At 38.2% G+C, this 26,015-nt stretch carries 20 protein-coding genes and 1 riboswitch (1 of these 21 running past the window's edge); of the genes, 12 read left to right on the plus strand and 8 right to left on the minus strand.

The features are described from left to right. The 4 genes from DL897_RS04495 to DL897_RS18125 form a co-directional block, all read left to right on the plus strand. Positions 1-4,486, plus strand: partial view of an amino acid adenylation domain-containing protein gene (locus DL897_RS04495; protein ID WP_113657943.1) — the 3' end only. 7,121 nt of this gene lie to the left of the window's left edge; the window shows 4,486 of its 11,607 coding nt (coding positions 7,122-11,607); the start codon falls outside the window, past its left edge; the stop codon is at positions 4,484-4,486. 218 nt (positions 4,487-4,704) lie between these two features. Then, positions 4,705-5,499, plus strand: coding sequence for a thioesterase II family protein (locus tag DL897_RS04500; RefSeq protein WP_113657944.1), 795 nt, complete (start codon positions 4,705-4,707; stop codon positions 5,497-5,499). Positions 5,500-6,046: 547 nt separating this feature from the next. After that, on the plus strand, positions 6,047-7,714 hold the full coding sequence (locus DL897_RS04505; protein ID WP_113657945.1) for a tetratricopeptide repeat protein: 1,668 nt from the start codon (positions 6,047-6,049) through the stop codon (positions 7,712-7,714). A gap of 13 nt (positions 7,715-7,727) precedes the next feature. Then, a complete protein-coding gene (locus DL897_RS18125) occupies positions 7,728-7,877 on the plus strand; it encodes a nucleoside triphosphate pyrophosphohydrolase family protein (protein ID WP_168188640.1) in 150 nt (49 codons plus the stop codon). A 218-nt stretch (positions 7,878-8,095) separates the two neighbouring features. On the opposite strand, the gene DL897_RS04510 is transcribed toward DL897_RS18125, so the two are convergent. Together DL897_RS04510 and DL897_RS04515 are read right to left on the minus strand one after the other, a co-directional pair. Next, positions 8,096-9,121: an HNH endonuclease family protein gene (locus DL897_RS04510; RefSeq protein ID WP_113657946.1), complete on the minus strand. Its 1,026-nt coding sequence runs from the start codon at positions 9,119-9,121 to the stop codon at positions 8,096-8,098. Positions 9,122-9,588: 467 nt separating this feature from the next. Continuing rightward, entirely contained in the window at positions 9,589-10,293 is a 705-nt protein-coding gene (locus DL897_RS04515; RefSeq protein WP_168188642.1) for a 4'-phosphopantetheinyl transferase family protein, read from the minus strand. A gap of 286 nt (positions 10,294-10,579) precedes the next feature. Between DL897_RS04515 and DL897_RS04520 the strand changes: the two genes are divergently transcribed. The 3 genes from DL897_RS04520 to DL897_RS04530 all read left to right on the plus strand — a co-directional run bounded on the left by DL897_RS04520 (position 10,580) and on the right by DL897_RS04530 (position 13,136). Beyond that, positions 10,580-11,188, plus strand: coding sequence for a TcaA NTF2-like domain-containing protein (locus DL897_RS04520; RefSeq protein WP_113657948.1), 609 nt, complete (start codon positions 10,580-10,582; stop codon positions 11,186-11,188). Between the two features lie 172 nt (positions 11,189-11,360). Next, positions 11,361-12,071 carry a YiiX/YebB-like N1pC/P60 family cysteine hydrolase gene (locus tag DL897_RS04525; protein ID WP_113657949.1) on the plus strand — a complete coding sequence of 237 codons (711 nt, stop codon included), beginning with the start codon at positions 11,361-11,363 and terminating at the stop codon, positions 12,069-12,071. Positions 12,072-12,140: 69 nt separating this feature from the next. Next, positions 12,141-13,136, plus strand: a complete 996-nt coding sequence (locus DL897_RS04530) for a hypothetical protein (RefSeq protein ID WP_113657950.1) — start codon at positions 12,141-12,143, stop codon at positions 13,134-13,136. Positions 13,137-13,206: 70 nt separating this feature from the next. Here the strand turns inward: DL897_RS04530 and DL897_RS04535 are convergent, their stop codons facing one another. Further along, positions 13,207-14,415 (minus strand): cytochrome P450 family protein, encoded by a 1,209-nt coding sequence (locus tag DL897_RS04535; RefSeq protein WP_240627268.1) that lies wholly within the window; start codon positions 14,413-14,415, stop codon positions 13,207-13,209. 207 nt (positions 14,416-14,622) lie between these two features. On the opposite strand from DL897_RS04535, the gene DL897_RS04540 reads away from it, so the two are divergent. Beyond that, a complete protein-coding gene (locus tag DL897_RS04540) occupies positions 14,623-15,489 on the plus strand; it encodes a cupredoxin domain-containing protein (protein WP_168188643.1) in 867 nt (288 codons plus the stop codon). A gap of 86 nt (positions 15,490-15,575) precedes the next feature. On the opposite strand, the gene DL897_RS04545 is transcribed toward DL897_RS04540, so the two are convergent. Continuing rightward, complete coding sequence (locus DL897_RS04545; RefSeq protein ID WP_113657953.1) at positions 15,576-15,959, minus strand: hypothetical protein; 384 nt, start codon at positions 15,957-15,959, stop codon at positions 15,576-15,578. Positions 15,960-16,149: 190 nt separating this feature from the next. Beyond that, positions 16,150-16,233: riboswitch (ZMP/ZTP riboswitch) on the plus strand. A gap of 62 nt (positions 16,234-16,295) precedes the next feature. On the opposite strand from DL897_RS04545, the gene DL897_RS04550 reads away from it, so the two are divergent. After that, on the plus strand, positions 16,296-17,153 hold the full coding sequence (locus tag DL897_RS04550; protein WP_113657954.1) for a bifunctional 5,10-methylenetetrahydrofolate dehydrogenase/5,10-methenyltetrahydrofolate cyclohydrolase: 858 nt from the start codon (positions 16,296-16,298) through the stop codon (positions 17,151-17,153). Positions 17,154-17,259: 106 nt separating this feature from the next. Here DL897_RS04550 and DL897_RS04555 read toward each other — a convergent pair whose 3' ends face one another. Continuing rightward, positions 17,260-18,114: an AraC family transcriptional regulator gene (locus DL897_RS04555; RefSeq protein WP_113657955.1), complete on the minus strand. Its 855-nt coding sequence runs from the start codon at positions 18,112-18,114 to the stop codon at positions 17,260-17,262. A 238-nt stretch (positions 18,115-18,352) separates the two neighbouring features. After that, a complete protein-coding gene (locus tag DL897_RS04560; protein ID WP_113657956.1) occupies positions 18,353-19,228 on the minus strand; it encodes a YitT family protein in 876 nt (291 codons plus the stop codon). A 540-nt stretch (positions 19,229-19,768) separates the two neighbouring features. Between DL897_RS04560 and DL897_RS04565 the strand changes: the two genes are divergently transcribed. Together DL897_RS04565 and DL897_RS04570 are read left to right on the plus strand one after the other, a co-directional pair. Then, complete coding sequence (locus tag DL897_RS04565) at positions 19,769-21,088, plus strand: hypothetical protein (protein WP_240627277.1); 1,320 nt, start codon at positions 19,769-19,771, stop codon at positions 21,086-21,088. A gap of 120 nt (positions 21,089-21,208) precedes the next feature. After that, the gene (locus tag DL897_RS04570) at positions 21,209-22,201 is read left to right on the plus strand and encodes a lipoate--protein ligase (RefSeq protein ID WP_113657958.1); all 993 of its coding nucleotides are present in this window, start codon (positions 21,209-21,211) and stop codon (positions 22,199-22,201) included. Positions 22,202-22,288: 87 nt separating this feature from the next. On the opposite strand, the gene DL897_RS04575 is transcribed toward DL897_RS04570, so the two are convergent. Further along, positions 22,289-24,610: a S9 family peptidase gene (locus DL897_RS04575; RefSeq protein WP_113657959.1), complete on the minus strand. Its 2,322-nt coding sequence runs from the start codon at positions 24,608-24,610 to the stop codon at positions 22,289-22,291. Between the two features lie 387 nt (positions 24,611-24,997). On the opposite strand from DL897_RS04575, the gene DL897_RS04580 reads away from it, so the two are divergent. Beyond that, positions 24,998-25,516 carry a GbsR/MarR family transcriptional regulator gene (locus tag DL897_RS04580; protein ID WP_113657960.1) on the plus strand — a complete coding sequence of 173 codons (519 nt, stop codon included), beginning with the start codon at positions 24,998-25,000 and terminating at the stop codon, positions 25,514-25,516. Positions 25,517-25,817: 301 nt separating this feature from the next. On the opposite strand, the gene DL897_RS18130 is transcribed toward DL897_RS04580, so the two are convergent. Next, positions 25,818-25,979, minus strand: a complete 162-nt coding sequence (locus DL897_RS18130; RefSeq protein WP_168188657.1) for a GNAT family N-acetyltransferase — start codon at positions 25,977-25,979, stop codon at positions 25,818-25,820. Positions 25,980-26,015 lie beyond the last annotated feature (36 nt).

A 26,015-nucleotide genomic window follows, 5' to 3' on the forward strand; every position in this document is an offset into this window, starting at 1 on the left:
ACATGGACGTGAGGACATTGTTGAGGGAGTAGATCTTTCACGAACAGTAGGCTGGTTTACCAGTCTATACCCGATTTGTTTAAAGTTAAAGTCTAATTCTACCTTGCTCGAATCATTAAAAATGATTAAAGAGCAAATTCGTCAAGTTCCACAAAAAGGGATTGGTTATGGACTCCTACGTTACTTAACTGAAAATCAAGTAAACCCATTATCAGAACCGAGGATTAGTTTCAACTATTTGGGACAATTTGGTCAAGTCGAAGCAGAGGATAGCTTATTTATGGGAGCACCCGAATCGGTGGGACAAACGATAAATCCAGCAGCACAAAGAGCTTATCTTTTAGAGGTAACCGGTATGGTTTCTGGAGGGCAGCTTGTAATCACTTGGAAATATAGCCAAGAAATTCATCGTTCTCAGACGATTGAGCATGTAGCCCTACAGATGATGCAAGAATTACAAGCAATCATTGAGCAAAGTGAACAACCAAGTGTTCTCATTTATACACCTTCTGATTTTCCATTGGCGAAGGTAAATCAAGCTCAACTTGATCAGTTATTGACCAAAAATGCATCCCTTGAAAATCTTTATCTGGCAACACCATTACAGCAAGGTATGTTGTTCCATTCACTATATGCCCAAGAAAAAGGTGACTATATCACACAGATCGCCTTTACGCTCAAAGGAAAAGTAGATCCTGTCGCCTTTGAAAAGGCTTGGCAGCGGTTGGTAGATCGTCATCCGATCTTACGTACTTCCTTTGCCACCGCGAACTTAATAGAACCGCATCAAGTGGTTCATTCTTCCGTTCCGGTGGAGCTGTATCAATTGGATTGGCGTGAGATGGAGCCATTAGAGCAACAGGAACGTTTTAAAAAGTGGCTAGCTGAAGATCGCCGCCAAGGATTTGACTTTCAGAGGCCTCCTCTGATGCGCTGGACATTGATCCGTTTAGCAGACGATGTTTATCGCTTCCTGTGGACACATCATCATATTTTATTAGATGGGTGGAGCATTTCTTTAGTATTAAAAGAAGTATTTGCGAATTACTTTAGTGATCAGAACAGTCAAGAAGTCGCCTTTTCTGAGAGTCCTTCATACGAGAAATACCTTCATTGGTTGCAAAAGCAAAGTTTGACAGAGGCTGAAACATATTGGAAAGAAAAGCTCAAAGGGTTTCAGACCCCTACCAAAATCGCTTTTGCCAAGTCTACTTCAAAGGAGATAGTTCCACAACGGGAGCAGAGATTAAGTTTACCAAGTGCGGAGATGGAAGCATTAGAGCGGTTTGCTAAACAGCATCAACTAACTGTAAATACTTTGGTTCAAGGAGCATGGGCTTTGGTACTGGGGCATCTGAGTAATGAGACGGATCTGCTTTATGGGGTGACAGGTTCTGGAAGACCCACTGATTTACCTCATGTAGAATCCATGGTCGGATTATTCATCAGTACTCTACCAATGCGAATCAAGCTAACAGGTGAAAAGTCAATTCTGGATTGGCTTCACGATCTACAACGGGAGCAAATTGAACTCACGCATTACGAATATACACCATTGGTCGAAATTCAAAAATGGAGTGAGCTGCCACAAGGAGTACCGCTATTTGAAACCTTATTTATCTTTGAAAACTATCCAATCCAAGAAGTGACGACAACGGATCAAGGCGAGCTGGAAATTACGGATCTTTACACGAATGAGCAAAATAACTTCCCGCTAACCGTGGTAACAGGTCCCGGACATGAGCTGCTGATCAAAGTGATGTATGATCCGAGCTACTATGAAGATGCAAGTATTACACGCATACTCCATTATCTTAAAACGGCATTGCAACAAATACGTCATATACCTCATGCTAAGTTAGATGAAATATCTATATTATCTCAAGCGGAGCAACAGCAAATATTAACTGCTTGGAATCAACCCGCTCTGCGCGTGGACTCGAAAACAACGATTCCTTTGTTGTTTACGATGCAAGCAGAGCGAACTCCTGATAAGATCGCGATCGAATGGAAAGGACAACAAGTGACGTATCGGGAACTAAAAGAACGATCCACTCAGCTAGCACAATACTTACAACGTTTGGGAGTGGGCCCGGAAACATTGGTTGGGGTATGTATGGAGCGAAATATTGATCTGATTATCGCTATGATGGGTATACTTCAAGCGGGAGGAGCTTATGTTCCACTTGACCCTCATTACCCTGCTGATCGAATTGCTTATATGTTGCAACACTCACAAGCGAAAGTAGTTATTACCGAAGAGGCTCTCCTGTCACGTATTCCAGCAACGGATGCCCATATACTTACTTTGGATACAGAATGGGCGCAGATCACTACTGCAGAATCTGTAGCACAACCTCTATTTCATGAGTTAACGGCTAATCACCCTGCTTATGTGATTTATACATCCGGCTCAACTGGTTTACCTAAAGGAGTGGTAATTGAGCATCGAAATGTGGTTGCACTAATTAGCTGGGCACATGATGAGTATGCGGAAGAAGACTTGCAAGGAGTTTTATTTACCACATCAATCTGTTTTGATTTATCCGTCTACGAACTTTTTGTTCCGTTGACCATGGGTGGAACGGTTATTATAGCAGAAAATGCACTAGAGCTATCTTCCCTAGAAACTATTCAACCCATTACCTTAATCAATACAGTGCCATCGATCATGACGGAAGTATTGCGTGTGACTACCCTGCCACCAACGGCACGAATTGTAAATTTATGTGGTGAGCCTTTATCCCAAGCCTTAGTCGAAAAACTATATGCGATCGAGACCGTAGAGAAAGTATATAACCTCTATGGGCCTACAGAAGATACCGTTTACTCATCAGTGGAAGTGGTTGATCGCAATTTGCAAACAGCACCACCGATTGGTAGACCGATGCGTGGTACGCAAATGTATGTGTTAGACTCAAGGCTTCAGCCAACACCATTGGGAGTTCCTGGTGAACTATATATTGCCGGAGCAGGACTCGCACGTGGTTATTTACATCAGGCTGAATTAACGGCAGAACGCTTTATTGATAACCCTTGGAGTCAGGAGCCGAATGCTAAGATGTATAAGACAGGGGATCTAGTTCGCTGGAATGAAAATGGTGTGTTGGAGTTTATCGGTCGGATTGATCATCAAGTTAAAGTACGTGGATTCCGGATTGAGCTCGGTGAGATTGAGACCATACTCAATCAACATGAACGTGTTCAAGAAGCTGTTGTGATGGTACGGGATGATCATACAGGTCATAAACAATTGGTGGCCTATCTGGTTTTAGAGACAAAAGATATTTTGGAATCATCCAGATGGCGTGAATATCTACAAACCAAACTACCTGACTATATGATTCCATCACACTTTGTCATATTGGATGCTTTTCCACAAACACCTAATGGAAAAATTGACCGCAAAGCTTTGCCTGCACCCGAGATGCAACAGCAAATTGACAAAGTCGTACCGCCACGAACGGAAACAGAGCGACAACTGGTTCAAATCTGGGAAGAAGTCTTACAGACACGATCGATTGGAATTCATGACTCCTTCTTTGAACTTGGAGGTCACTCACTCATAGCTTTACAAATCATGTCACTCATTCAAGTTCGCTTGCAAAAAGAGATATCTCTCGCCACTTTATTTAAGGCACCGACAATTGAAGCATTAGCAGTACATCTGGAAAGTGACGAGGTAGCTCTCTCACAACCACTGGTCTTACTGAATAAAGGGGATAACGTAGAGCCACCATTATTCCTGATCCATCCACAAGGTGGAGGAATCTGGTCATTTTATGAGTTAACCCAACAGTTGGATTCACATCTAACCATCTATGGTATCCAGTCTGTCGGCTATGAAGCAGGTGAGAGACCACTGCTTACAGTAGAAGAGATGGCTATCCGCTACTTAGAGGAAATGAGGCAAGTTCAACCGCAAGGTCCTTACCGCTTAGCAGGTTGGTCCATGGGAGGCGTGATTGCATTTGAGATAACTAAACAGCTCGAGCAATCAGGTGAGCAGGTCGAATGGCTAGGACTTATCGATAGTACTTGGATTTCAGATGAACGACGTCAAGCATTCCGCCAATTCATGTTGGATCCATGGGTGCTTCGTGAGCAGGCTAAATTACTGCAAATGGACCCTGAATCATTCTATCAAGAGGTAAGTCAAGTAGAGATGTTAACAAGCGAGCAATTGCTTTATCAACTCGAGGAAGCTGACTTAGCGAAGCGGAAAGCCCTGATTTGGTTACTCAATGGCTTTGCGTATACCAACTATCAGATGAATAATTCAATTACGTCAGATATTCACTTATTCCTTGCCGAAGAAAAGCAGTTACTACAAGGAAATGATGATTGGACATCTTTTACCAAAGGGGAAGTACGAAAACGAATTATATCAGGAAATCATCTCACGATATTTGAATCACCCTATGTCAACGAGTTGGCTCAGCAAATTCGACAAAGTTGGCATATTCATCTCGCAACTAAAAAATAACCATTTCTTTAATGAACACCAGGAGGGAGCAGCCCTTCTGGTGTTCAATTGATGAATGAAAAATATCTAGAATCAAGCTTTAAGAACTGCGATTAAAAAACGATAAGTAGATAGTTTATAGAGTTATCTTTATATTATAAGATAAAGAAATGAACGACCATTTGGAATGGTGGTTTAATTACATCGTTTTCGTAAAACAGAGAAAAAGGTGGTAGCGTATGCAAACAACAACTCCATGGTTATGGACTAATCATCGTATCAAAGAAGCTAAACTACATCTATTTTGTTTTCCATATGCTGGTGGAAATCCGGTGATATTTCGATCTTGGCAAGAAAAATTCCCCGCTTCGATTGGAGTTATTCCTGTCTGTCTTCCAGGAAGAGGGATGCGGATGGCTGAACCATCGTATACGGACTTATATCAACTGATTCATGATCTTGCTGAAGCCATGTTGCCTTACCTGACTAAGCCATTTATGTTTTTTGGACATAGCATGGGTGCACTGGTTAGTTACGAGCTGGCTCGATATTTGCAGGCTCGCTATCAAGTCCAGCCAGAACACTTGATTGTATCCGCTTTTCGAGCACCTCATCTTCCTGATCCCAATCCACCGATTTATCATCTCCCTGATGAAGAGTTTTTACATGAGTTGTCTGAAATGAATGGAATGCCTAAAGAGATATTGGAAAACAAAGAGCTCCTTGATTTATTTTTACCAACACTTCGAACCGACTTTCAAATATGTGAAACATACACCCATCGTCCAGGGCTTTTGCTAAACTATCCAATTACTGTATTGGGTGGTAAATATGATCCTGATCCAAGCATAGAAATTTTGCGACCTTGGAAGGAACATACATCCAGTACATGTAAGCTCCAAGTATTCGATGGTGATCACTTTTTTATTCATGCCAAAGAAGAAGAAGTCATTCAATTTCTTTGTGAAATGCTGACAACATGGCTAGAATCGAATGCTTCAACTGATTCCCATGTAGCTAAAATGAGAGACTAAGGAGTAAATTCCAGTGAATAACTGATTCTTTGCTATGAAATAGACTGGCTGCTTAATCAAATAGTCAGTCTTTTTTATATCTACCAGACATTCTTTGTCAATAGTCTCGTAAAATTTTTTCAAGCACTAGATCGATTCCAGCGAAGTAATCTTTAGCGGAAATCGAAACAGGGATATCAGGCATAAGTGAAGATTTATTCGTCAATGCTTGATTAAAAAACTTTGTGGAATACAGGATGTAGATCTATTTCAGTAAATAATTCCTTTAAATGTTGTAAAAGGTATTTGTGCCATTTCTTGGATTCGAAGATCTCTTTGAACCTGATTAGAGAGAAAGCGAGTTTGAATTCATCCATCTATTTAAGAATTTGCCAGTTCTTCTATTCGAAAGATTTGAAAGAACGGCCATTTGTTTGGTATAGTATGTATTCCAAATCTTTTCTAGCCCCTCGCCCTTTTTTAAAGGAAAGAAGGAAGTAATTACAAAAATGAATCGATTAAGCATTTGGGGGTTTAAGGGAAGTGCTACGAGAGGAGAGTCGTTTTCATGGTAAGCCGATTGGAGATTGAGCAGATCAAAACAAAAGCACATCAAGGCGACACATTCGCAATGGGCTCACTCGGAATATATCTCTTAGATGGTAGAGGAATGCCGAAAAATAAAGTAGCGGGCGAAAAATGGCTCCGTAAAGCTTCTGGGCTAGGCGATACACGGGCTATGCAAGAGTTAGGAAAACGTTTCCTCGATGGCAGAGGACTTGATAAAAATCAACAAGAAGGTGAAAAGTGGTTACGTCAAGCTGCTAATAATAATAGTGATGGGATGTTTGAATTAGCCACACGGTTTTTAATTGGCATAGGGATCAACCAAAATATAACGGAAGGCGAAAAATGGCTTCGTCAGGCTGCTCAACGTAAACATAGTAGAGCCATGAACCTACTTGGACATCTCCTGATTGAAGGAAAAATACTAGTGAAAAATAAAGAAGAAGGTCGAGGCTATCTGCAAGAGTTGAAGAGTCAACAAATCTATATTGCTGAATTATTTGCCAATACTGAAAATGACTATGAGTATATGGTAGATCTCGGAACGAAGTTAATCGAAGGTAGAGAATTGGAGAGAAATATTGAAGAAGGCGAACAATGGCTCCGCCAAGCTGTAGAAGCAGGTTGCTCATGGGCGATGTCTGAATTGGGTGAGTATTTGCTGCTGGGAAAGGGATTGTCCCCAGATCGAATAGAAGGAGAGAAATGGCTCCGGCAAGCTGCAGAGCTAGGTGAAACATTAGCGATGTATGAACTAGGGGAAAGGTACCTAGATGGAAATCTCCTACCGCAAAATATGGTAGAAGGAGAAAAATGGCTGCGAAAAACTGCTGATGCAGGGGAAGTTTGGGGGATGATAGCGTTAGCAAAGCGCTTATTACTAGGAAATCAGTTGCCGAAAAGTATCAAAGAGGGTGAAAAGTGGATCCAGAAGGCGATGGAATCTAGTACTGTATGGGAATGGGAGCTGCTTTCATGTGGTGAAGAGCTACTAGATCGAGATGAATTTGTAGCATATCGAAAAGAAGGTCTTCAGTTTCTAGAAAGATTAAGCCAATTAGGCAACTTATTCGCCCAAGTTTCTTTAGCAGAACGTCTCATCGAGGGAAAAGGTTGTCCCAAAGATGTAATCAGAGGAGAACAGCTACTACTTGAAGCAGTGGAACTTGGAAATGAAAAAGCGATGCTACAGTTGGGAAAAAGATTATTGGATAGCCCTAAGTATAGCCAAGATAAAAAAGCAGGTGAAAAATGGTTAAGAAAAGCCGCTGAACTGCAAAATACGGATGCGATGTTAGAACTAGGATACCGTTTGCAAAGTGGGCAAGGAGTTCAAAGAAATGAAGAAGAAGGAAAAAGGTGGACGAATCGAGCCGTTGACTTATTATCCATTCAAGCAATGACAGGCAAAGATTATGCAGCCCAGCGTTTAGGAGCGATTTACTTAGATGGATACGGAGTAGAAAAGAATATAGATGAAGGAGAAAAGTGGTATAAAAAAGCAATTGACTGGTATCGCCCCGAAGCCATGTTAGAATTAGCCCAACGCTTCCTTACAGGTCAAGGTATACCTCAAAACAAAATAGAAGGGGTGAAATGGCTAAAGCATGCGGTTAAACACGGAGAGCAACAGGCCGTTATTGAGTTAAAAAAGTATCATTCTATTTAAAGAAGAGAATATCATGTTATCAGACCAACAAAAAGTAGCCGTTTATGGAAGAAATCAATCATATACAACCATAGAACATCGTGTCCTCAATCTAACCTCTGAAGTAGGGGAATTAGCCAACGACAGGACTTCTAAGCCAACCCTAGTTGGGAAAAAGAATTAGGGATGACTCTGTCTAGCTAATCAGACTCAGACGAATTTAGCAAAAGCCTTATCTAAATATGAACAAAGAATGATCTAGAAAGTTGATCCTAGTTTAGGAAGATAAGTAGAAAAGTCCGCCAAGTTATAAGGGATGACGGACTTTTCTTTGTGAGCTATATGAATATGGTTTCCCCATTTTGAAGGATTAATTAAAACTATCGTGACTTTAAAAATCTATTAAAAAGAAGGTTCAAATTCTATTTCACTTTTCCAGGTTGTTGTTATAATATCTAGGGCTCGTTTATTTATATTCCGTAGGAAATCAATACGTTGTTTATTTGTTTCTCCTGTTTGATTAATTAAAGTTTCTCTTAATGGATGATGACTTTCAATAAAGAAACTATTTCGTTTATGCAAACGATCAAGGTATTTACTAGCTGGTATATTAGCGAACTTTCCATTTTCACCACGATTACAAGATGGACAAGCAAGAACTAGATTCCAGACTCCATTTAAATCGATATCTAAGTGTGCTTGTAAAATGTGTGGGAAGAAGTGGTCTACATCAGCTAATATCTCCGAACCAGGTTCAATACTAATATCGTTAAAACAGTAAAAGCACTTTCCTTTTTGATATCCGTTAAGAGCATCACGGGAAGAAGTAACATTTTTTCTTTTATTATCTTTGTTAATATAAAATTCACCTGAGTGATGATCATAGTTCATAACTAGTAAGCTTGGAGCGATATTCAGAGACCAAGCTGTCTCGACCAATCTCCATCTAGCTTCTATTTCGTACGGGAAGTTAATGGCATTATCACTTTCGAACAGTTGGTATACATGATCAGTAAGAATAATTCCCCTCTTCCTGTTCTTATGTACAACTTCGAAAAATTGAATAGGAATGGTTTTCCCATTGACTTGATGAAAAGCATCAAGAACAACTTCAAAAGCATGTTTTTTAGTAAGTTGTAACATTTGTTGATATGGTAAGATACCTCGAATATAGTTGCGGCAACCATCTAAGAATTTACTACTTCTAGCGGTAGTTTGCTTATCAGTTAATTTAAGATGTTCAATCATATGTTTAGAAAAGGGAATAGATAATTCTTCAAGAGGAAAAAATGTATTTTCTTGTTGTGAAGCTAGTTCAATTAAAGATTGAGCCAAGGAGAACTTATAGGAAGCACTATTACGTCCAAATAAGATAATGGCACGAAAATAGGAAGAAAGTGAGGGATATTCTTCTTCAAATATGCCCAAGGTGTACATCCTTTCTGGTTGTCATTGCATATTATAGGAGATTATTTACGAAAACTACTTTAGAAATAATAATGATATTACGACAATTGGTATACAACTTTATAATAAATTAATTAAAATCAGAAATAAACATTTAGATTCGTTTTGTAATTATGATTGATCAAATAAGGGAATAAAATAAAACAACTTTAGTCCAACTGACTAAAGTTGCATTCTAGAAATAGAAAATATAATAGACTCCATTTAACAATCAATTATTTCGCTCTACAAGCTGGTTGCACCCCTTTTCAGAAAAAAACTAATCTTCTTATGTCATTAATTGTTTTTTGGCTTTCATTTCAATCGTATCAAATCGATATAAATTAACGAATAAGTGAGTAGTAATGTTCTGTTAATGTATTGGAAATCCACCAAGGGATATGACTTTGATGAAATTAGAAAGAAATTTAGCGTAGAGATAAACGCTCCTATTTAGTCGTTGTTAAGACAAATTGTTGCCTTTGTATGATAAAGTCACCACTAGCGCATACCACTGTACCAAGATAGTTTTCTCCGACATCAACCGTGTACATTTGCCAGCGCTTTGGTTCGTTAGGATTTACTTGATCTTCGATGATTTTTGGATAGTGCCAATCCAGGGAGATACTAAATTTCTGTAATGGATAGGAAAGACCTTTTCCGATTGCTTTAATATAGGCTTCTTTTCGTGTCCAAAGAAGAAAAAAGGTGGATTGTTTTTGATCAGTGGGTAGCTGTTGAAAAGAGTGTAGTTCTTGTGAAGACATAATATGGGGTGCTAGACTTAAATGGTCAAAATCAGAACGGATTTGTTCAACATCGACTCCGATGGGCTGATGTGAAATGGCGATCAGAGCTCGTAAGCCTGAATGACTCAGATTATAATGGAGCGGTGGATTCGATGGATAAGTAATGAGGGGTTTGCCATGTGATTCAGTCCCAAACATAATCTTTTCTGGAGAAATTCCTAAATATTTGCTTAAAATGATACGAACAGCTCCATGTGATACTGTATAGGACTTTCGATCTTTTGCGAAATGGAAACGTTGTGCTTTTGACTGCTCTTCAGGTGATAGAAGGTAGAAGATCGAGTCAGGGTCAAATTGAGAAATGTCTACCAACCATACATGTACTTCTTGTGGGGCAAGAATCATAAACATATCCCTTTCTTTTTGTTAGAAATCATGAATTATTTTGTATTCACAATACGATACTATATAAACCTTTTATATTAATCAAGAGCATATACATATAGTAGATGAATCATTTTGGCATGGATTCGATTTTCCCAAGGGGCAAGTATTTAAAACAGAAAGCAAATAGAAAATTGTCAAATTAACTCCAAATTTTTCAGATTTAATAGCTTTTAAGCATAACGAATAGTATGCTAAGATAATGCTATTAGCTGTATTACCAAATTATGCCGCGAGGGAGAGTCGGTTGAAATTGAAACGATGGATGATCTTCTTATGGTTACTACCTCTTTTACTTACTTCAGGCTGTGGAATCTTTCAAAATGCCAATGAGCCAAGTGTAAAGGTAGTCAAACCAAACGAAACAGAAAATCTAGACAACGAGTCTCCTGATAAAAATGAGTCATCCCCTTTACCAAAATCAACCCCACCACTGGAAAATAAAGGTGAAAGTCCAGATTCGAGCGAGGAAATCAGCGAAAGTGAAAAAAAGGTATTAGAGCAATTTATTCGTAACTATCATCAAAGCTTTGTGAATGCTATCAATGGAAAATCATTTCAATTGGTTGCAAGTTTTCTCGATCCAAGTGGCCCACATTATCGGGAGCAGGCCAAAGTAGTTCGTGCTCTAGGAAACAAAGGGATTTATGAAGCACATAATAAAACGGAATTACGTACTCTTACCAAACCTGATCCTTCAACATATCATGTTACCACCTATGATGAGTTTTATATCAATTACCCCAATGGAACGAAAAAGTTTAAAAGCTTTTTAACTAAACATGTGGTAAAGAGAAATGGAGGCTTCTTACAAATTCAAGCACTCTTAAGTCAGCAAACATTAGAAGAAAAATAAAAAGAGATCAATGAATCAACTGAGCTATTATAGTTGGTTCTTTTTTTATTTTTATTGAAACCATAAGAGAGTGGGAGTGAGTATAATAGTTTAAAAATTGACAAAAATACATAAAAAGAGATAGAATAAACATGTAAAACTAGATCAAAATGGGAAAAGGTGCTCTTAGCCTATGATTTGGAGAGTGATTCATATGCATTCTATTCTATCCATCATTTTTATAACGAGTATTGTTGCAATGATGAGCTTGTCTTCTAACAGTGTTATCGCGAAATCAGATGAATTAACAGCTAAACAAAAACAAGAAATAGCATGGGCGAAACAAAGGACACAAATCGAGATGAATCATCCCAGTAAGGAGCTGGACTTATCAGAATATAAATTGATTTTAAAACAAAAAGGACTACATGATCCACAAGCACTTATTCAAGCTGGAGCAATTGGTAGCTATGGAGATATCCTTGTTACATTAGATGGAACGAGTAATGGTTCAATGGGATGGGCGGGAGGTCATGCTGGAGTTGTGCATACAGATAAGGAGTATGTAATAGAAAGTTTTGGGAATAAATCGAAAGAGCTCAATGGTGTTCGAAAGTGGCCAAATGACTGGGAAAACCGATATAAACATATACGAGGTTTATATGTATCAGGAGCTGGTCCAGAACATTATCAACAAGCAGCCAATTATTCTCAAGATCAATTAGGTAAGTCATATAACTATAATTTTTTCAATAAGAAAACCACAGCAAAATTTTATTGTTCGCAATTAGTTTGGCGTGCTTGGATGAACAATGGATATGACTTAGATGATGGTGGTGCGGTATGGCCGATCGATCTAATTGAAAGTCCAAATACCAAAGTGTTCTATTCTAAAGGAGACTAAAGATTTTGTATATGAACTGGATTTTAGAATCATTTTTATGATCATTTTATTGTTATTTGAGGAGGATGAATGAAACGGGAAAAGTATCTTCTCCATCTATTTTGCCTGATCCTCATCGTTTTTTGTATCTCTGATTGTGTGAAAGTAGAGAAGGCGGTGAATCTGACTCAGGGTAATTTTGGAGTCATTTATACCCATGCAAATAAAGAAGATAGTGAGTTAGTGATTCTAGATCGATCTGGAAAACGAGTGGATGCCCATCAATTTCATGAGATGGGGATGTTTCAGATTGAAAAAGGGAAGGAAAAACGGTTAGTATTGCCAGTTAGGTTTGGAGATAAAATGTTTTATATTCATAGAGATGGGCAGGTGTTATGGAATAAAACACACGCTTATCCCTTGGACGTCAAAGAAGATAAACAGATTCGTATCACCACTTTTAATTCTGCTTACGATTGGGGAACCCTTCAAATCGAATTACCAGGAAAAACGTATCGGCTTAAGCAACTAGGCTTTTTAAGAACGACAACTTACGATGATAAATATATTTATGCATTTGTCGATTTTCCTGAAGCAAAGAAAGCAAAATTAATTGTCGTGAGGAGAGATAATGGAAAGAAACAGGAAGAAATTCCTATGCCCATTCTTCATGCAAATGATATGAAAATGATCCATGGACACTTACTTATTTCATCCAATGATAATCATTTTCTATTGGACATCCATACAAAAAACTGGAAGCTGAACAAGATTAACCTTCCTTTTGCCCAAACACAATACATACTCCCTGCTCAAGAATATATCTATGTGACTTATCGAGGGAAAAAAAAGGTAACGAAATTAAATCCAAAGACTTTTCAAGTGGTAACAACGAATGAAGTACGATATCCTATTTATAAAGCGGAAATGGATCAGAAAAATCTTTATATCTTAAGCCAACTCGAACATCCATCCTACGCAGGAGTAGTTAGCATCTATGATTTAAAAACATGGATACTTAAAAAGCAATTTTTTTTACCACAGGTAAGAGAAATGCAAGTCCAAGATTTTACTGTATTTAGTTGATGAAAATAGGAGAACTCCAGAGACTAATGGTTTCTGGAGTTTTTTAGATGAATGGACTTTCCTGACTAAGCTAAAACCGAATAGGTATACTTTTAAAGCCGCGCATCAAAAAAGTAGCTTGCCATTCCAGTTGATCTCGATCTACAGAAAGCTCAAATTGAGGGATACGTTGTAAGAGAGTTTGAATAGCAATTTGACCTTCTAATCGGGCGAGTGGTGCTCCAAGACAGAAATGTATTCCTTTACCGAAGGCGATATGTTCATTTTTTTGACGGGTAATATCTAGATGATTGGGATGAGGGAATTGGGTGGGATCGCGATTTGCTGACGCAAGAGAAATGAGTACGAGGTCGTTCTTAGCTATTGTTTTACCATGTAGATGGATTTCTTCAGCAGCCCATCGATTAGTAGCAAACTCTACAGGACTCATATAACGAAGAAATTCTTCAATGGCAGTATCGATGTAGTAAGGATAATTTCTTAATTTTTCACATTGATCAGGGTGTTGTAACAACGAAAAAAGGCCATTCCCAATTAGATTGACGGTGGTTTCATGACCTGCGATAATCAATAAAAATATCATCGGATATATTTCTGATTCGGACAATTTATCTGAATTGATACTAGATTGGATCAGCGCGGATATTAAGTCATCTTGGAGATGTTGCTGTCGTTTAGCTACAAGCTCTTTCAAATAGTGATTAAAATTAACAATTTCTGGTATTATCTGCTTTCTTCGGTCAGGACGATTGAAAGCGTAAATGATTGCATTGGACCAATGGCGAAATTGAGAGCGATCTTCAATAGGGATGCCTAAGATTTCAGAAATGACAATAATGGGTAAGGGGAAAGCATAATCTTGGATCAAATCCATTTGATTATTTTTAACAACTTGATCGAGAAGTTGATTGGCTATATCTTGAATGCGTGGGCGTAAATTTTCCACCATCCGTGGAGTAAAAGCTTTTTGGACCAATGAACGTAGACGCGAATGATCGGGTGGGTCTGTATTTAACATATGATTAAAAAGGTTGGCCCAATCGGATTGGAGTGAATCTTCACTAAATTGCTCTTCGATAAAAGTTACAGGTGTTTTTTTAAGGAGACGTTTATCTTTTAATAGAGAGATCGCATCATCATATCGGGTAATTATCCATGTCGGGTTGCTAAAAGGTACCTGAGTGGTATAATGAACCGGATCATCCGTTCGTAATATTTCGTATAACTCATAAGCCTTATCTTTAAAATCAGGTGCAAACGGGTTGATTGACGGTATCATAAAATGTCCTTTCTTCATTTAGTTATATTGGATACTAAATCCATATTTATCATTTTCCCTAAATCGTTTTAAAACAAACTAGCCCAAAATGTTTCATTATGAAGAATATAGCCCTTTTGGGTTATTTTTGAATCATACGAAATATACATACAAGTAAAAGGGAATGGATGTGATAGAAGAAGTGATTGCGAAGGAAGGAAGATGATCTTGCCTTATTGGATTTTACTCAGTGTCGTTTTGATTGTTACGATGTATATAACGATGATGATCTCTTCTTATAAAAAACAGATCTCTAACATGTCTGCTATGATGATTGCGATGACTGTTTCGATGATATCAAGCCTATATTTGGGAACTATTTTGGGTGTAATTGGGCAAAATCGGATGTTAGAGCCAACGATCATGGCTATTGTTTATGGGATGATTATCGGATATTTACTCGGTAAACCGTTTACGATACTAGCTATATTAGATGGCGTCATGGCTGGAGTTATGGGAGGTATGATGGGAGCCATGCTAGGAGTCATGGTTCTCAATCAGTCTCCCTTTTGGGTCTTATTATTATTAGGGATTATTTTTTTATTTATTATGTTGCTTTTGTATCACTGGGTTAAACAAAAGGCAGCGGAACAGCATTCAATATCTGAGAAATATACATGGATTTTCTTTTTATCGTTACTCTTATATATGATAAGTTTTTTAGTTTTCTCAGCTGAGTCCAGAACCCAGCTAATCAATTGGTGTCGAATTCCAAATTCAATAACCAATCAAGTTAAAGAGCCTGAAGTGAAAGTAGAAGCGAAAAATGGTCACCAAGATATCCGAATTCAAGTACAAGCGACCGGTTATATTCCAAATCAAATCAAAGTGAAAGCAGGAATCCCTATTCATATTCATTTTATCAATCCTGATCCCCAAAATTGTGCTTCTCATATCATTATGGAGGACTTCGGGATTAAACAGTTTTTAAAGAAAGGTGAAACAGTTATTAAATTGCCAGCCCAATCTAAAGGAACATATTCATTTCATTGTGAAATGAATATGTTTTTTGGAAAGATTATTGTGGAGCCGTAAGCAGTTGAGCTGATATAGATAGTCGTTTTTCTGGTACATCTATATCAGCTCTATTTTTTATGGATTGGCTGTTCCTTTAAACCTACTTAGAGTCTTCCACCATGTTTTTCTAATAATTCGCAGGCTTCATCAAATCGACTTTCATCAGTAATGACGGTAAGACAAATATCTTCTGCATGGTCGAAGGCAGAACCATCTGCCATTCCACTAGCATCAGGATGAGCGGTAGCTAAGATTCGTAAATCATTATTGATGGGGGGTAGACCCAGTGTCGTTGTGGTTAACGAGTTAGCTTGGCGATGAAAGAGCCCATGGGTTTCATCATCTAAGTCAGGCTCTCTTCCACCACCAGGTATAGGGGAAAAGCGATCCACTTGAACGATATCAAAACCACGCTCTTTTAATTCATGAGCAGCTGCTTGTGCTTTGTCGACAGTATGAAAAAAAGCGAATATATTTTTTTGTGTCATAGACTCCTCCAACTTTATTTTACTATTAATGTATCCGATCCATCATTAAGTTATTGCAAGGATCATGAAATCGAGGAAACGATTTTTATTTCGGAGATTGGCTGTTTTTGAGGAGCATACACCTTATACTTGAAATGAATATCGTTTCAAGATAAAATGAACTTGTTCTTGCAAAAAAAAGGAAGCAGAGATGAGGTACAGTAACTGGCGAGAAAGTGGAAGAAACCACAAGGGAGCTGTACGGATCTGAATGCCGCTCGCCTGGGCAAGAGACTATATACACTGGTAGAATCAATCAGTATATATAGTCTCTTTACCATTTTGGGAGGCGAAAAGATGAGTAAAACTTTGATATTGGACGGGCTACGGGTGGCACGAGAAATTCATCAGCAAACTCAAAAGCGAGCACAAAAATTACGAGAACAAGGTATAGTCCCGTGTTTGGCTACGGTGTTAGTAGGGGATGATCCTGCATCTCATACATATGTGCGTATGAAAGGGAAGGCTTGTGAGAAATATGGGCTCTCCTCCATTCGTATTCAATTACCTACAGAAACAACGACAGAAGAGCTGGTCGCTAAAATTGAAGAGCTTAATCAAGATGAGCGAGTGCATGGGATTTTGTTACAACACCCTGTTCCATCGCAAATTGATGAGCGTAAAGCATTTGAAACGATTGCACTACATAAAGATGTCGATGGGGTAACGAGTCATGGATATGGGGAAGTTTCCATGGGCTTTGGAGAGTTTCCTTCTTGTACACCTGCTGGAATCATGGCTATTTTAGATTATTATCAAATCCCAATCGAAGGGAAACATGCGGTTGTGATTGGTCGAAGTCCGATTTTAGGAAAGCCAGCATCACAACTTTTGCTCAATCGGAATGCAACCGTTACTGTATGTCATTCGCGGACAGTTGATCTTGCGAACCACGTCTCGCAAGCAGATATTATTATCGCGGCGGTAGGTAAACCGCGTTTCGTCCAAGGAGATTGGGTGAAACCAGGGACCGTAATTATTGATGCAGGATACAATAAAGGGAATATTGGAGATGTCGACTATGAGGCTTGTTTCTCCAAAGCGAGTGCAATTACGCCTGTACCCGGTGGACCCGGTCCTGTCACCATTGCTATATTACTAAAACATACTGTCGATGCAGCAGAAAGAATGCTGAACAGGCTAGTTTATAAATAAAAAGGAAACCATACTGAAGTACAAGTCTATATAAAATACATAAAAAAACGAGTATAAAATAAATCCTATTTTACACTCGTTTTTTTTATGATCAATAATTATCCATTTACCGTTTTTTTTCGATGGGTATCCATAGTTCATTTTTGTTTTCTTCGATAGGTAAATAGCATTCGATTGCAGGTAAATAAGCAAGGTCATAAATGGATGCTGGAACCCATTCTGTATATAAACGTTTCCAAATCTCTTGAATTCCTAAGGGATGACCTGGTGCTTCGAATACCGCCCATGTAGCTTCAGGAAAATCAATTTTTATCATCCCCTTTGGTGGAATGTGGTCGGAAGTGATTGCTAATAAATAGTTAAATTCTTCATTCTTACCGAATTCCCCATCTGCACAAACCCCTAAAATGCCTCTTAATTTGTGTTTAAGTTTACGAATTTTCCATAGTTCCTCAAAGATTCCCTCTCTTTGTGCATTTGCCCATATACGAGGTATGATGCTAAAAGCATCATTTGTGTTGATTCGTTCTTTTAGTCCCACAATGGAGAATGCCGTGATTTCTTCAATCCTATAGTTCATTTCCGTAACTCCTTTGATTGAAAGTTGAAAAGTTATTCGTGGGTAAGCTTTAAGATGTGTTCCAAGATTGCGGGCTGCTGTCGGTGTAACCCCATGCAAATGTTGAAATGCTCTAGTAAATGCTTCAGGAGAATCATAGAGATATTTGCTTGCAAGATCAATGACTTTAATATTACTGTTTTGCAGTTCAAAAGCCGCTAGTGTAAGACGTCGTCGCCTAATATATTGCGATAACGACATATCCGTAATATAAGAGAACATACGTTGAAAATGGTAAACAGAGCAACATGCCAATTTCGCTACATCAGAGTAGTCAATCTTTTCTGTTATATGATCTTCTATATAGCTGATCGCTTCATTCATTCGTGTAACCCAATCCATTTTTACTAGCATCCTTTCTACTGTCAAATAATAAAAATTATTCCTATAATAACTGGGGTTATTCTGCAAACCAGAGCGATGAGCAGCTGTATGATGCAAAGCTTATCATAGATAAAATCCGAATGTCTGATATTCTCTGCACGATAATGCAAGGTGATTATATTCAGAGGAAGGAAAAAAGCTTGAGAACCGATTTTTCCCAAGCTTTTTGAATGCTCCACAAATAAAGAGCTTTTCTCTATTTGGTTTGTGCAAATCCTTCACCTAATACCTCGATGGAGTTAGAAATAATGACAAAGGAAGACGGATCCGCTTCTTTAACTAATTGCTTTAACTTCGTTAACTCACTTTGGTCTAGCACACAGAGTAGGACAGGGCGCTGGTCATTGGTATATCCACCAACGCCAGAGAGTTTTGTCACACCTCGATCGATCTGTTTTAGAATTACTTCTCGAATTTCTTCTTCTTTGTTAGAGATGATAATAGCCATTTTGGTATAACTCATCCCTATTTGAACCACATCAATGATTTTTCCTGAAATATAAATACTAATGATAGCATATAAGGCAAGTTCGAGATTAAACACGAGTGCTGAGATCAATACGATAATACCATCGATTAAAACCATGCTAATTCCAAGAGAAAGATTTGTATACTTATGGATAATTTGACCAATGATGGCTGTTCCTCCAGTTGATCCTTTACCACGAAAAACTATCCCCAGTCCTAAGCCGATCCCAAGTCCTCCGAATAACGCTCCTAATAAAGGATCGTGTGTAATGGGCTTGATCCCTTCTGTCAAATAAACGACTAACGGTAAAAATGATGTGCCAACCAGAGTTTTAAGGCTAAATTCTTTTCCAAGTAGTATCATACCTAAAAAGAATAAGGGGATATTAAAACCCCATTGGACAAATGATGGTTTAAAGCCCCATAAACCATACAGAACCGTACTTAACCCACTTACTCCGCCAGCGGCGATGTTATTAGGTAACAAAAAGAGGTTAAAAGCCAGTGCGATAATCGCTGCGCCTATCAGGACTTCGAGATATTCTAAGAGTAAAATGACACGAGGTGGAAATGACAAAATACGACGATAGATAGCTTCTCCCATACTATTCACCTCTTTTTTGTATGAATTAATTTTGCCCAGACTTTTGGCAGTATAACATCAAGCAGAAAATATTGTAAACAACATCAATGTGACGCTTTACCCTGATATAGCTTTGCAGAAGTATAACCAATTTGAGAGAAAATGATGTTTAAAACATGCTCAAATATCGTAAAGCCTATTCATCCAACTAAATGAAGACCGATATGTAATAAGGAATAAAACAAAATGGATCAACATAAACATGTAGGCGACAACAACTTGGACAAGATTGCTGTTTTTAAAAAGGAAATGACCGAAGCGATTTTCAAGTTTATCGAACAAGGTAGGCTGTGTCGCATTTAGACTGATAGCTAGTGTAGGATAGCAAAAGCGAAAAAGATATACAGGCTATGATATGGATAAATGAAAATTATAATTTTTTATATGAATCTTAAAATTAACTCGCATGTTCAATTTGATTATGAAGGGAGTGGATGAAACATCGAACTAACTACGATTCACGGCATCTATTTATTATTTATTCTATTAATTATCACCGTGATGATTTTTCGTAGAGATCCGTCGCTAATCTGTATGATCGGTATCTTTACGATTGCATTGGTTGCGACAGAATCATTGATTCATTCCGTTGGCATCATCTTTTATAGTTTTGTATACACGTTGCGTGAACTATTAGGTACAGTGATGATCGTCTGTGTTATTGTTGCCATGAGTCGTGTATTGACAGATTCCGGAGTCAATGAAGTTATGATCCGCCCCATTACGAAATGGATTCGAACTCCCAGCCAAGCATATTGGATTATTGGCTTTACGATGATGGTCGCTTCTTTCTTTTTTTGGCCTTCCCCTGCTGTTGCTTTTATCGGAGCGATCATGTTACCTGTTGCTTTAAAAGCAGGCCTTCCTGCTTTAGGAGTGGCGATTACGATGAATTTATTTGGCCATGGGGTAGCATTATCAGGGGATTTTATCATTCAGGCGATTCCTTCTCTTACAGCTAAAGCTTCAGGGCTTACTGTAGAACAATTAGTATCTGCTAGTATCCCTCTTGTGGTAATGATGGGAGTAATTACTACTGTGGTCGCTTATTTCCTAATTATGAAGGAGACAAAATCTGGAGGGATTCAACTCCCTATTCAATCGTTAAAGAAGCAAGAAACTGAGCAGAAAAAACGATTAAACTGGAGAGTAAAGCTACTCGCTGTATCGATCCCGATCTTATTTCTACTTGATATTATTGCCATGAGAATTTATCGACTCAAGGGAGAAGATGCTACAGCTTTACTGGGAGGAACCGCTTTATTGATCGTTATCATTACCATCTGTTTCTGTTATCAAGAAAAGCGATTCCAACGGATAACGGAATATTTATTACAAGGGTTTAAATTTGGCTTTACTGTATTTGGAGCTGTCATTCCGATTGCTGCATTTTTTAGTTTGGGGGGCTCCGGAATCGAACGCATTATGGGAAATGTGCTCCCCACCACATCACAAGGAATTGTGAATGACTTAGGGGCGGTACTCGCTTATACGATCCCGTTTAATGAAAGTATCGGAGTACTTGCATCAATGCTTGTAGGAGTGATTACTGGATTAGATGGATCAGGTTTTTCAGGGTTATCTTTAGTTGGATCAACTGCCAAATTATTTGCGATGACGATGGATGCGAATACCGCTCAATTTGCAGCACTCGGTCAAATTGCTGCAATTTGGGTAGGAGGAGGAACGATTATTCCTTGGGCTTTAATTCCAGTAGCTGCAATTTGTGGTATCGATCCGATCGAATTGGCTCGTCGCAACCTATTTCCGGTATTAATCGGTTTATGTGCTACGACTGGCTTTGTCATTATACTAGGTTGATAAGAGGGTCTCTATTTATTTATTAGGGGTCCTTTTTATTGTTTCAAGTAAAAATAGTTATTGATCACAAGTTATTTTTTTGTGTTAACATACTATCAGTGAGTAAAAGGAGGAAAGAGTATGTTATTTCTCGACAACCAGAATATAACAGATCCGCGTATGAACTTAGCGATTGAAGAATATGCTTTAAAGCATTTGGATATTGAAAATACCTATTTACTTTTTTATATCAATCAACCCTCGATTATTATAGGAAAACATCAAAATACAGTTGAAGAGATTCACGTGGACTATGTACGTGAAAATGATATTTATGTGGTTCGCCGTTTATCAGGAGGAGGAGCCGTTTATCATGATTTGGGGAACTTAAACTTTAGCTTTATTACCAAAGATGATGGTAAAAGCTTCGCTAATTTCCGCAAGTTTACAGAGCCAGTGATTCAAGCGTTGAACCAGCTAGGTGTACCTGCAGAGTTAAGTGGACGTAATGATATATTAGTTGAGGGTAAGAAAATTTCAGGTAATGCGCAGTTTTCTTCTCGTGGACGGATGTTTAGTCATGGAACACTGATGTTTGATGTGGACTTAGAACGGGTGGGACATGCTTTAAATGTGAAAAAGGAAAAGATTGAGTCCAAAGGGATTAAGTCTGTTCGAAGTCGCGTGGCCAATATCACTGAATATTTGCAGCATCCGATGACGATTCAAGAGTTTAGGCACTTCATTTTACAACACATTTTTGCGCAAAAAGACCCCATTCCAGAGTATAAGTTCACAAAGCAGGATTGGGAGAAAATACATCAAATATCGAAAGAGCGTTACCAGAGCTGGGATTGGAATTATGGCGAATCACCTATCTTTAATGTGAAGAATACCAAACGGTTTCCCATTGGTTCCATCGATCTTCGCCTTAATGTTGGTGAAAAAGGTATTATTCAAAGCTGCAAAATCTACGGAGACTTTTTTGGTGTTGGGGATGTGGCAGATATTGAGCAACGTCTTATCAACAAACGGTATGATCGCCATGAGATCGAACAAGCTATCCGAGATCTGAATCTCGAATATTACTTTGGAAAAATCTCTAAGGAAGAATTTTTGGATTTAATCTATTAAAAGTAGATAAGGGTTCCGCTAACAGCTTCCAAATGGAAATATGCGGTTTAGCGAAACCCATTTTTTATGACTTTCTAAATATGAGGATCATCCTGGGAATTTAGGATCTTGAATCAGATACTCTTTGGGGGGCTTTGCTCCTAAAAGATGTTCGACAAAGTAATCCCAACGACGACGAATAAAATAAGCATCTGCTCCGATTCCATGGTGACGATTCGGAATGATCATAAGGTCAAAATCTTTGTTTGCTTCCATTAAAGCATGAACCATTCGCATGGTTAAAGCAGGATGAACATTGTCATCCATATCTCCAGTAACTAAAAGCAATTTCCCCTTAAGATTGGCAACGAGGGTGGTATTATCCTGTTTTTGATATAGTTCGGGGTCGAAGAGCCCTTGGAACCGCTCACCCCATGAAGCCAGATAGTAACGTTGATCATGATTGCCACACCCTGCTATGGCTACCTTGTACACATCTGGATAAGTTAGGATTGCTCGTGCTGCTCCATATCCTCCTCCAGATTCACCATAAATCCCAACACGGTTTGGATCTAAAAAAGGAAATTGCTGTGCCAGTTGGGCGATTGCTGCAACATGGTCTTCAAGACCTGCAGCTTTTTCTAGTCTTCCATCGGAGTAATCGTGGAAGGCTTTTGAGCGGAACGGTGTACCTCTACCATCCATAATCATTACAGCAAATCCTAACTGGGCAAAGGCTTGAGCACAGCCTGTAAAATCGACAGGGGCATTATACTCTCCACCCCAAGTAAATTGCTTTGGAGTATGGGCAAGCTGTGGACCACCATAAAAATAATCGAGAATGGGATACTTGTTCTCACGATTTAACTGAGCAGGCGGAACTAGGATACCATATAAATCGGTTATCCCATCCGCAGCCTTGACCGTAAATCGTTTAGGTATTTGGTAACCTTTATCCAATAGAGGGGCAATGTCAGCTTGCTCCAGTTCAAGAATGAGACTGCCATCATTTCGACGTAATACGGTTTTAGGTGGCTTGTCTATACATGAAAAAGTATCAATAAAAAATTGATGATTAGGGGACAAAGATATTTCATGTTCACCCTCTTCAGGTGTTAACAGGGTGAGTTCTGTACCATCGAGACGAACGCGATACAAATGTTGGAGATAAGGGTCACGTCCTGCTTCCCGACCACTCCCTGTAAAGTAAATCCAACCTTTCTCTTCATCAATTGCTAGAAGGCGACGAACAACCCAAGAGCCTGAGGTAATCTGTTTTTTTAGTTTCCCTGTCTGACCGTCAAATAGATAGAGATGAGACCACCCATCTCGTTCAGAATGCCAGAGGAGGGAATTACTTTTACACAGCCACCGTATATTCATTCCTCCAGCCAAGCTTGCCAGATTATATAAGTCTGTAAAAAGGAATGATTTACTCTTCTCTTCTAAAAGGGTACGAGTTTTTCCTGTTGCGGTATCCACGACTAACAATCGAACAGATCGATAATCTCGAGCCATGTCTATAAAATAGACGAGATGGCTATCATCTGACCAGTAAGCTGTTTGTAAACTAGGTGTAAGAGGTGACATAATCCCTGTGATAACCGGTTTTGCCTGAACTGGAATCATCGTACCTTTTTCGAGATCAAAGATAACGAATTCAGCTAGAGGAAGATGCTTATCTCCAACCAATGGAAAGCGATAAGAATGGATAATTGGTGCTTGGGTTTCGTCAAGTGGAACCGATTGTAGTAAATGCATTTGGCGAACCTTACGTTGATCTAAGCGATGGGACAATATTTTTTTAGAGTCAGGTGACCACAATGCAGCAGGTGGGAGTTTTTCATTGTATAATCGATCAAAAACAGCACTCGTACGAGCTTCTGGATGTGTACCATAATCATAGTAAGGTTTACCATCCAAGGTAAGAGGAATGACCTTATCTGTTTGTAAACAGCGTAAAAATAAGTTATGCTCCTCAACAAAAATAGACCATTTACCATCTGGAGAAGGTAGTTCATATGGAGGTATTTCCTTGGATGGATTGGTTTTTCTACATTCATACGTATCTAAATGACAAATCCAATGTGTTTCATCAACTTGAAACTGAATAGCCTGCTGATTATCGACATAGCTAAAAGATTCAAAAGGAAGATGATTTGGATGATATTCATGTTTTAATGCATTAGAGAGGGCATTTGCTAACTTGACATGATCAAAGGCAGGTTCTTTCGATTTTTTGGATGGGTTGACGAAAATAAACTGTTTTCCACATTCATTCCCTAGTCGTACATCTCGACGATACCAAAAGCATCCTTCATTTCCAACCCACTGTGGCGAGATATTTCCATTTAATACATCCTTTACTGTATTCCAAGCCAATAAACTCTCTGCGCGTTGGTACTGTTCATAGGTAATAGCAGTTGTCATAAAAAGCCACTCCTTTTATACTTATTTTTATTACTAATATTAATATCGTTAATGATGTTGTTAACGATATTAATATTAAGATAGAAAATCTGACCTGTCAATACAGAATTTTTGATAGAATAGATCAAATTCATCACCACAAACATTATTAGTCATGTGCGAAAAATTTAGTTCATTCCAATATTATGTAAATTAACAACCCTGATATTCAAAGTGATAATCTTAAAGAAAGCTACAAGAAATTTCTATTAATAACTAATAACAAATGAATAATAAAACAAAGAACCTCGGATAAAGGAGAGATCTCTGGATATTCTTGACATCAGAGATAAGACATTTTATTATTAATAACATTAAATATTATGTTAACGAATAGGAAGAGATAGCATGTCTAATCTCCAAAAACTACAAGCGAAGTTTAATCATGAGATGGATCAAATAAGTGACGATCGAAGTAGTTTATTAACCAATCGACTTTTTTCGTTGCTTTTATTTTCGATTAAACCATTGAGTTTACAAGAAATGGCCGACAAACTTGAGGTATCCAAAGCTGCGGTAAGTGTTCGGATTCGTGAATTGGAAAAGGCGGGTATGTGTATTAAAACCTCTAAAATCAGTGATCGGCGAGATTACTACCAAATCGCTCATGACTACAGCTTTTTTTTGATGGGTGGATTCCTAGAAAAAATGAATCGTTTCTTGAAAGGTATGGAGGAATTGTTACAAGAGTGGCCAGATGAATCGGAAATTTCAGAAGAACAAATCGATGTATCTCATATAGCTAAACAAAGAGTAATGGAATTTAAATTATTCAGTGATATACTTTTGCAACGCTTACAAGGTTTTGATGAAGAATGGGAAGAGAAAAGGAAGGAAATAGGTAGACATCCATTCAGAGATGTTTAATCGTCTCCACTTAAACCTATCTTTCTTTATATAAAAGATTGGATTTCTCTTTGAGTAGAGGAATTCAATCTTTTTTGTTAATGATAGAAAATACAATTGATTATATTTTATGGCTACTGATGGTTTTATGGATGAAAGAAGTTCAGCAAAGAACAATAAATAGATTAAAACATGAAGAAGAACTAAATTAAGTGAAAAAAAGAAAAACAGATAAGGTAACAAATGAATGTTTTATTACCTTATCTGTTTTCTGTTATTTAAATATAGTTCATATCCTTTTTCGAACAAGGATGCTTGATTTTTAGCTATATGCTTGAGCAGCGAGAGCGAATAAGTGATCTCTAGATGGAAGTGAGCTACTATTACGTAACATAACAGGTGGCTGCCGTACTATCTTAAATCCTCTTTGTTGTAAAAAGTCGATAAAAGTTGTGTGCTGAGAAGGAGTATCGATCCGGAGAATAGTCTATCAAAACAACAGATACCAATAAACTGCAAA

It is taken from the genome of Thermoflavimicrobium daqui (assembly GCF_003313465.1).
GTDB classification, from domain to species: domain Bacteria; phylum Bacillota; class Bacilli; order Thermoactinomycetales; family Thermoactinomycetaceae; genus Thermoflavimicrobium; species Thermoflavimicrobium daqui.

Coding starts and splice junctions, on each gene's coding strand:
- DL897_RS04500 (WP_113657944.1), top strand. CDS start 4,705: ATGCAAACAACAACTCCATGGTTATGGACTAATCATCGTATCAAAGAA.
- DL897_RS04505 (WP_113657945.1), top strand. CDS start 6,047: ATGGTAAGCCGATTGGAGATTGAGCAGATCAAAACAAAAGCACATCAA.
- DL897_RS18125 (WP_168188640.1), top strand. CDS start 7,728: ATGTTATCAGACCAACAAAAAGTAGCCGTTTATGGAAGAAATCAATCA.
- DL897_RS04515 (WP_168188642.1), bottom strand. CDS start 10,293: ATGATTCTTGCCCCACAAGAAGTACATGTATGGTTGGTAGACATTTCT.
- DL897_RS04525 (WP_113657949.1), top strand. CDS start 11,361: ATGATTTGGAGAGTGATTCATATGCATTCTATTCTATCCATCATTTTT.
- DL897_RS04530 (WP_113657950.1), top strand. CDS start 12,141: ATGAAACGGGAAAAGTATCTTCTCCATCTATTTTGCCTGATCCTCATC.
- DL897_RS04535 (WP_240627268.1), bottom strand. CDS start 14,415: ATGATACCGTCAATCAACCCGTTTGCACCTGATTTTAAAGATAAGGCT.
- DL897_RS04545 (WP_113657953.1), bottom strand. CDS start 15,959: ATGACACAAAAAAATATATTCGCTTTTTTTCATACTGTCGACAAAGCA.
- DL897_RS04550 (WP_113657954.1), top strand. CDS start 16,296: ATGAGTAAAACTTTGATATTGGACGGGCTACGGGTGGCACGAGAAATT.
- DL897_RS04555 (WP_113657955.1), bottom strand. CDS start 18,114: ATGGATTGGGTTACACGAATGAATGAAGCGATCAGCTATATAGAAGAT.
- DL897_RS04560 (WP_113657956.1), bottom strand. CDS start 19,228: ATGGGAGAAGCTATCTATCGTCGTATTTTGTCATTTCCACCTCGTGTC.
- DL897_RS04565 (WP_240627277.1), top strand. CDS start 19,769: ATGATTTTTCGTAGAGATCCGTCGCTAATCTGTATGATCGGTATCTTT.
- DL897_RS04570 (WP_113657958.1), top strand. CDS start 21,209: ATGTTATTTCTCGACAACCAGAATATAACAGATCCGCGTATGAACTTA.
- DL897_RS04575 (WP_113657959.1), bottom strand. CDS start 24,610: ATGACAACTGCTATTACCTATGAACAGTACCAACGCGCAGAGAGTTTA.
- DL897_RS04580 (WP_113657960.1), top strand. CDS start 24,998: ATGTCTAATCTCCAAAAACTACAAGCGAAGTTTAATCATGAGATGGAT.